At 37.4% G+C, this 8610-nt stretch carries 8 protein-coding genes; all 8 read left to right on the forward strand.

What is annotated here, in order from left to right:
* Positions 1 to 1361 (forward strand): translation initiation factor IF-2 (gene infB / locus AC06OU_RS18185; protein WP_475857639.1); only part of this gene is annotated, 1361 nt, incomplete at its 5' end.
* Entirely contained in the window at positions 1361 to 1639 is a 279-nt protein-coding gene (locus tag AC06OU_RS18190) for a DUF503 domain-containing protein (RefSeq protein ID WP_340883979.1), read from the forward strand. The genes infB and AC06OU_RS18190, both read left to right, overlap by 1 nt.
* 21 nt (positions 1640 to 1660) lie before the next feature.
* The gene (gene rbfA / locus AC06OU_RS18195) at positions 1661 to 2008 is read left to right on the forward strand and encodes a 30S ribosome-binding factor RbfA (RefSeq protein ID WP_475857640.1); all 348 of its coding nucleotides are present in this window, start codon (positions 1661 to 1663) and stop codon (positions 2006 to 2008) included.
* Positions 2009 to 2081: 73 nt separating this feature from the next.
* Entirely contained in the window at positions 2082 to 3002 is a 921-nt protein-coding gene (gene truB, locus AC06OU_RS18200) for a tRNA pseudouridine(55) synthase TruB (protein WP_475857643.1), read from the forward strand.
* A 1-nt stretch (position 3003) separates the two neighbouring features.
* A complete protein-coding gene (gene ribF, locus AC06OU_RS18205; RefSeq protein WP_475857641.1) occupies positions 3004 to 3948 on the forward strand; it encodes a riboflavin biosynthesis protein RibF in 945 nt (314 codons plus the stop codon).
* A gap of 190 nt (positions 3949 to 4138) precedes the next feature.
* Positions 4139 to 4408, forward strand: coding sequence for a 30S ribosomal protein S15 (gene rpsO / locus AC06OU_RS18210; protein WP_169358635.1), 270 nt, complete (start codon positions 4139 to 4141; stop codon positions 4406 to 4408).
* 338 nt (positions 4409 to 4746) lie between these two features.
* On the forward strand, positions 4747 to 6864 hold the full coding sequence (gene pnp, locus AC06OU_RS18215) for a polyribonucleotide nucleotidyltransferase (protein WP_169358636.1): 2118 nt from the start codon (positions 4747 to 4749) through the stop codon (positions 6862 to 6864).
* Positions 6865 to 7093: 229 nt separating this feature from the next.
* Positions 7094 to 8323 carry a M16 family metallopeptidase gene (locus tag AC06OU_RS18220; RefSeq protein WP_475857642.1) on the forward strand — a complete coding sequence of 410 codons (1230 nt, stop codon included), beginning with the start codon at positions 7094 to 7096 and terminating at the stop codon, positions 8321 to 8323.
* Positions 8324 to 8610: the final 287 nt, after the last annotated feature.

Below are 8610 nucleotides of genomic sequence, written 5' to 3' on the forward strand. Positions count from 1 at the left end.
ACAATGGCAAAAAGATTACTTTCTTAGATACTCCAGGACATGCTGCATTTACAACGATGCGCGCACGTGGAGCGAAAATAACTGATTTGACCATTTTAGTAGTAGCAGCTGATGATGGTGTAATGCCTCAAACAGTAGAAGCTATTAACCATGCCAAAGCAGCAGAAGTTCCAATTATCGTAGCAGTTAACAAAATGGATAAACCATCTGCTAATCCTGATCGCGTAATGCAAGAGCTTACAGAGCACGGTTTAGTACCAGAAGCATGGGGTGGAGACACAATCTTTGTACCAATTTCTGCTTTAAAAGGTGATGGTATCGACAACCTACTTGAAATGGTTCTACTTGTTTCTGAGGTTGCTGAGCTTAAAGCTAACCCAAAACGTCTTGCTTTAGGAACAGTAATTGAAGCTCAATTAGACAAAGGTAGAGGTTCTGTTGCAACCTTATTAGTTCAAGATGGTACATTAAAAGTTGGAGATCCAATCGTAGTAGGGCATGCTTTTGGGCGTGTTCGTGCAATGGTCAACGATTTAGGTCGTCGTGTGAAAGAGGCAGGTCCTTCTACTCCTGTGGAAATTACAGGATTAAACGAAGTACCACAAGCAGGAGATCGTTTCGTTGTATTTGAAGATGAAAAAACTGCTCGTCAAGTAGGGGAAACGCGTGCTTCTCATGCTCAAGTGAGCCAACGCTCTGAAAAATCACGAGTAACATTAGATAACTTGTTTGATCAAATGAAACAAGGTGAAATGAAAGAACTCAACCTAATTGTTAAAGCAGACGTTCAAGGTACTGTGGAAGCAATGGCAGCTTCACTTATGAAAATCGAAGTTGAGGGTGTAAATGTACGTATTATCCACACGGGTGCAGGAGCAATTACTGAATCAGACATTAGTCTTGCAGCTGCTTCTAATGCAATTGTAATCGGATTTAACGTTCGTCCAGATACAAATGCTAAACGTGCAGCAGAACAAGAGGGTGTTGATATTCGTCTTCACCGTATTATCTACAAAGTAATTGAAGAAATCGAAGCTGCAATGACAGGCCTATTGGATCCAGAATTCCAAGAGAAAATCATTGGTCAAGCAGAGATTCGTGAAACCTTTAAAGTTTCTAAAGTAGGAACTATCGCAGGATCCTATGTAACAGAAGGTAAAATTACACGTGATAGCGGAGTGCGAGTAATTCGTGATGGTATCGTTATTTTTGAAGGTGAATTAGATACGTTAAAACGCTTTAAAGACGATGCAAAAGAAGTTGCAAAAGGCTACGAGTGTGGGATAACGATTAAAAACTTTAATGATGTAAAAGAAAACGATATTATCGAAGCTTACATTATGGAAGAAATTAAACGCTAATGATTGTCTATGCAGAGTGTGAATTTCTTATTCCTACTGCACATTCATTGAAAGAAAAAAGAGCAGTTTTACAACGAATGCTCACTAGAACCAAACAAAAATTTAATGTTTCTGTTTCAGAGTTAGATCACCAGGATGTGTGGCAACGTACCAAAATTGGGATAGTTGCCATTGCTTCTGACAAGCGTGCGGTCGAACGCGAGCTTATGATGGCCATTAGGTTTTTAGAATCTAACCCTGAATGGGAATGTATTGAAATCAACAAAGAATATTTATGATGAAAATGAGGTGTAGCAATTATGTCAATGCGTGCGAACCGAGTTGCCGAACAAATGAAAAAAGAGTTAGGTGAAATCATAGGACGTAAATTAAAGGACCCTCGTATAGGATTTGTAACAGTTACAGATGTAGCAGTTACAGGAGACCTACAACAAGCGACTATTTATATTACCGTACTAGATGGAAACCGTAACGATACCTTAAGAGCTTTAGAAAAAGCAAAAGGCTTCATACGTTCGGAAATAGGACAGCGTATTAGATTACGTGTAACGCCAGAATTATTATTTGAGTTTGATGAATCTGCAGCTTATGGAAATCGTATCGATAATCTATTAAGACAGATTAACCAATCTTCAAATGAGGAATAACACATAATACAAAGAAGTCTGCTTAAATTGAGCAGACTTCTTTCGTGTATTTTTGAAAAATGGGGTGAGCATGATGTATGAAGGAATATTGCCTTTATGGAAAGAAAAAGGAATGACCTCACATGACTGCGTTTTTAAATTACGTAAAATATTGAAGATGAAACGGATTGGCCATACTGGAACATTAGATCCAAGTGTAGAAGGTGTATTGCCAATTTGTCTTGGTCAAGCTACCAAAGTATCCGAGTATGTAATGAATGAAGGAAAAACCTATGTAGCTACTGTAACTATAGGATCATCCACCACAACTGAGGATGCGGATGGTGACGTAGTAAAGGTAGATTCAAGTGAAAAACAATTCTCTATGGATCAAATAAAAAGTGTCCTTCAACAGCTGACTGGACAAATTACTCAAACTCCTCCGATGTATTCTGCGGTTAAAGTGAATGGTAAAAAGTTATATGAGTATGCCCGCGAAGGTAAAGAGGTAGAGCGACCTAGTAGACAGGTGACTATTCATTATTTAAATCTTTTAGATGAAGATGATCTTTTTTCAGGTCAAAAAATATCCTTTCAAATAGAAATTGGTTGTAGTAAAGGTACATATATACGTACACTTGCAGTACAAATAGGTGAGCTTTTAGGTTATCCTGCACATATGTCTTCACTTGTTCGTACGGCATCAGGGAACTTTACTAAGTCACATTGTTTAACCCTTCAAGAGGTACAAGAAGCTTTAGAAGAGGGTGTATTGGATAACAATATATTACCTATTAAGCATGCACTTTCGAAATGGCCATCTCAAGAAATGGATGATTCGTTAAAGAAATGGATTGCGAATGGAGCCGTCTTAGAGTTAGATCCTCTCCTCAATACCAATGACAAAGTTGTTTTTACAGAGGAAGGGCAACCAGTTGCAGTTTATATTAAACATCCAACAAAAAATGGTATGATGAAACCAGAAAAAATGTTTTCATCAGAAAAAGGAGTATAATATGAACGTTTATCATTTATCTTATCCAAACCATTTATATAACATAAAGAACAATGAAGAATTTTCCCTAGCAATCGGCTTTTTTGATGGTGTTCATTTAGGTCATCGAGCTGTCATTCAAGAAGCCTTGGACAAAGGGAATGAAATGAATCTAAAAACAGCTGTAATGACATTTGATCCGCATCCTTCTCTTGTTTTAGGTGGAAGGAAGGAACAGGTATTTTATATAACTCCCTTGGAGCAGAAAATTGATATTCTGGAACAAATGAACGTAGATACACTGTTTGTAGTAAGATTTACATCTGACTTTGCAAAGCTAACCCCGGTTGAATTTATCGAATCTTTCATTAAACGAGCTAATGTAAAGCATGTTACTGCTGGCTTTGATTTTTCTTTTGGTGCTTTTGGTAAAGGAACGATGAAGGATATGGCGGAGCTTTGTGCTGGAGAGTATTCTGTTTCTGTAGTAGGTAAACAAGAAATGGAAGGCGATAAAATTAGTTCTACCAGAATACGTGGAGCACTTAAAGAAGGAAACGTAGAAGACGCAAAAGAGCTTTTAGGTCGACCATTTATGCTTACAGGCGTTGTGGTACATGGTGATAAGCGCGGAAGAACGATTGATTTTCCTACTGCTAATATTCAACCAAAAGAAGGTCAGTTTATACCGGCAATAGGTGTTTACGCAGTGAAGATACGAGTGCAGGAGCAATGGTATGAGGGAGTGTGTAATGTAGGATATAAGCCTACATTCAATAATCCGGATGAAAAAAAATTGTCTATTGAAGTACATATCATTAGCTTTGACCAATCTATTTATGGTGAAGAAGTGGCAGTCCATTGGTACAAGCGCATACGTGCTGAGCAAAAATTCAGTGGAATTGTAGAGCTTAAAGAACAAATTGGCAAGGATAAGCAAGTTGCTATTGATTACTTCAAATTATAATTTTTGAACCAAATGCTTCAGACAAACTGCTACTATATTTGGAGAGGAAGCATCTATAAAAGTTGCTTCACGTAACAGATTATGCTATTCTTTATAAGTACAAAATGTACTTAACCTTTCCTTGGCTTTTTCGATTCTCCAACGATTGCTCAGGAACAGGGGATATTAAGAATATTAGGAGGAAACCTACATGGCAATTACACAAGAACGCAAAAATGAACTAATCGCTGAGTACAGAACTCACGAAAGCGATACTGGATCTGCAGATATTCAAATCGCAATCCTTACAGAAGAGATTAACTCTTTAAACGAACATTTACGTACACATAAGAAAGATCATCACTCACGTCGTGGTCTATTCAAAATGGTTGGACGTCGTCGTAACTTATTAAAATACTTACGTGAAAACGAAGTACAACGTTACCGTGAACTAATCGCAAAACTTGGTTTACGTCGATAAGATACACCTAGGAAAGCGGGATTTATCCCGCTTTTTCTATTGGTATAAATTTTAATATATTAGGGAAAATATTATATATTAGTATTAGCAAGTAATTTCTGTTTTTTTAGTAAAATATTTCGCATAGTTCCGATATTTTTGATACACTACTTATGATACATATAACCACTATAGCGCGCTAAACATTAGACTGCGTTATATTTCAAGTTGTATAGAAATAGTAGATGATTTGGGAAAGTGTGCACTTCTAATGAGAAGGAATCTTTCTTAGGATTGTCGAAAAATTTATTATAGCTAATTAAAAAGAAGTTTTTTGAAGTTGAGAGGAGTCCAGATTAATGAGTGAAAAGAAAGTATTTACACACGAATGGGCAGGCCGTCCATTGCAAGTAGAAATTGGACAACTTGCAAAACAAGCGAATGGGGCAGTTCTAGTAAGATATGGTGATACTAGCGTATTATCCGTAGCGACTGCATCTAAACAACCAAAGAATTTAGATTTCTTTCCATTAACAGTGAACTATGAAGAGAAATTATATGCCGTTGGTAAAATTCCTGGTGGATTTATTAAGCGTGAAGGTCGTCCTTCTGAAAGAGCGATTTTAACAAGCCGTTTAATCGACCGTCCAATTCGCCCATTATTCCCGGATGGCTTCCGTAATGAAGTTCAGGTAATCTCTATTGTTATGTCAGTAGACCAAAACTGTTCTTCTGAGATGGCTGCAATGCTAGGTTCTTCTTTAGCACTAAGTGTATCCGACATTCCGTTTGATGGACCAATTGCAGGTGTTCAGGTAGGCCTAATAGGGGATGAGTTCATCATTAACCCAACGGTAGACCAAATGGAAAAGAGTATTTTAGATTTAACTGTAGCTGGAACAAAAGATGCGATTAACATGGTAGAAGCAGGAGCTAAAGAAGTTTCTGAGGAAGTCGTTTTAGAAGCAATTATGTTTGGTCATAGTGAAATCGTAAAATTGATTGAATTCCAAGAAAAAATTGTTGCAGAAATCGGTAAAGAGAAAAAAGACATTCCTTTATTTGAACTAGACAAAGAACTTTTTGGTGAAATTAAAGAACTATGCGAAGCTAAGCTAGTACAAGCTATCCAAGTACAAGAAAAGCATGCTCGTGAAGATGCAATATCTGAAGTGAAAAATGAAGTGTTAGAGCAATATAAAGAAAAAGAAGCAACAGATGAAACGTTGAAACAAGTACGTGAAATTCTGGATGCTATGGTTAAAGAAGAAGTGCGTCGCTTGATCACAGAAGAAAAAGTACGTCCGGATGGTCGTGGTGTAGCTGAAATTCGTCCATTATCTTCTGAAGTAGGTGTTTTACCTCGTACGCATGGTTCTGGTCTATTCACACGTGGACAAACTCAAGCTTTGAGTATTTGTACATTAGGACCGCTTGGTGATGTGCAAATTATTGATGGTATTGGCTTAGAGGAATCAAAACGCTTTATGCACCATTATAACTTCCCACAATTCAGTGTGGGTGAAACTGGTCCAATCCGTGCTCCTGGTCGTCGTGAAATTGGTCATGGTGCCTTAGGTGAACGTGCATTAGAAGCAGTTATTCCAGACGAAAATGATTTCCCATATACACTTCGCTTAGTTGCTGAGGTGTTAGAATCAAATGGTTCTACTTCACAAGCAAGTATTTGTGCTTCTACCCTTGCTATGATGGATGCAGGTGTTCCACTAAAAGCTCCAGTTGCTGGTATAGCAATGGGACTTGTTAAAAAAGGAGAGCATTACACAATCCTAACTGATATTCAAGGAATGGAAGATCACCTTGGGGATATGGACTTTAAAGTAGCTGGTACTTCTAAAGGGATTACAGCACTTCAAATGGATATCAAAATAGACGGATTATCTAAAACGATTTTAGAGGAAGCTCTTGAGCAAGCTAAAATTGGACGTATGCAAATTTTAGAAAGTATGCTTGCTACTATTGGTGAGCCACGCCAAAGCTTATCTAAATATGCACCAAAAATTACAGTTATTAAGATTAATCCAGACAAAATCCGCGATGTTATCGGACCGGGTGGTAAACAAATCAACAAAATCATTGATGAAACTGGCGTAAAAATTGATACAGAGCAAGATGGTACAATTTATATCGCTTCAGCAGATGAAGAAATGATTGCTCGTGCAAAACAAATTATTGAAGACATCGTGCGTGTAGCTAAAGTAGGAGAATACTACTTAGGAAAAGTGAAACGTATTGAAAAATTTGGTGCATTTGTTGAAATCTTCAACGGTAAAGATGGCTTGCTTCATATCTCTGAAATTCAAGAAGAACGTACGAAAAACGTAGAAGACGTTCTGAAACTTGGCGACGAGCTTTTAGTAAAAGTTATTGAAATCGACAACCAAGGCCGCGTTAACTTATCTCGTAAAGTAGTAATTAAAGAAGAAAAAGAACGCGCAGAACAACAAGATAACTAATAATTAAAATATACGTAAACAAAAGGTTGTCCGTAGATCCAATCTACGGCAACTTTTTTAAATAACTAAAGAAAAGCGCAACCGCCTGTCTCTGCCCCGACAGGCAAATGGAAAAAAGTGAGGAGGCAGTTCCTCAGCCACCGGAGCTTTTAACCATTTGACCCCGAGGGGCAAGGCTGCTTGCGCTACAAATAAAAAATAAATGAATAGATTAGATAGAGGTGCTATATTGATAAAGAAGAAAACGTGTAAGAATGGGTTGCGTATAGTGCATGAGCATATTCCACATGTGCGATCTGTTGCAGTAGGCATATGGGTTCAGGCTGGTTCAAGGTATGAATTGCCAGAGGAAAATGGGTTAACTCATTTTATTGAGCATATGTTATTTAAAGGCACTAATACTAGAACAGCAAGACAAATCGCTGAAGAGTTCGATCGAATTGGTGGAAATATTAACGCCTTTACTTCAAAAGAAAATACTTGCTACTATGCAAAGGTTCTCGATCACCATGCAAAATATGCTGTTGAAATACTTTCAGATATGTTTTTTAACTCCACATTCGATCCAATCGAATTAGATAAAGAACGACAAGTAGTATTAGAGGAAATCAAAATGGTAGAAGATACCCCTGATGATATCGTACATGAGTATCTTTGGCAGGCTATGTTTCCGAATGATCCATTAGGTGCTCCTATATTAGGAACTGAAGAGACATTAAATACATTTACAAGGGATTCCATCATATCTTATATGGAAAAACACTACACACCGAAAAATATTGTAATTTCAGTAGCAGGAAACATTTCTGAGGACCTATTAGGCTATATAGAGTCATTGTTTGGTGATTTTAAGCAACCAATCTCAGAGGTGACACAATTTAGCACACCTGTTATTAAACCTGTGTATACGGAAAGCCATAAGGACACAGAGCAAGCTCACTTATGTTTAGCTTATCCTGGGCTTAGTGTGAAGGCAGACAATATATACAGTCTTGTAGTGTTGAATAATATACTTGGTGGAAGCATGTCCTCACGACTTTTCCAAGAAATTCGAGAAGAAAAAGGGCTAGCCTATTCTATTTACTCATATCATTCGTCATATGAAGATACGGGAGTTGTTGCCATTTATGGCGGAACCTCTTGCAATCAATTAGAAGAATTAAAGAGCTCTATTAATGAAACGATTCAAACTGTCTTGGAGCACGGCTTTACGGAGACAGAAGTTTCAAACGCTAAAGAACAGCTTAAAGGAAACCTTTTGTTAGGACTGGAAAGCTCAAACTCTAGAATGAACAGAAACGGTAAAAATGAATTATTATATGGCAAGCATCGCTCATTAGATGAAGTAAGCGATTCAATTGATGAAGTTACTTTGGAGTCCGTAATGGACCTTACAAAAGAAATATTCTCTCATAAGCCTGCTATTTCTGTAGTTATGCCTAAAGACGTCGAGTGTTAATCGACGTCTTTTTTATTTATTTAAGCTATGTTAAAGTTATTGGTTGATTTTGACTCAACATTTCTTTTATTCCGACTGTACAATTTAAATGACTATTCATAAATAGTTTTTGAAGTGTGTTGAATCATTTTTATGGCTTTGTTTATACGAGTGATTTATAAATAGAACTAAATAAATTAAAGCCTTTCTCCATTTATTGATTGGAGCGCCAGACGGCGACTCCTACGGGATGAGTGAGACAGATAAGACATCACAACCACGCGCGTAAGCGATGGGTGATGGCTTAT

This window comes from Psychrobacillus sp., assembly GCF_056205495.1.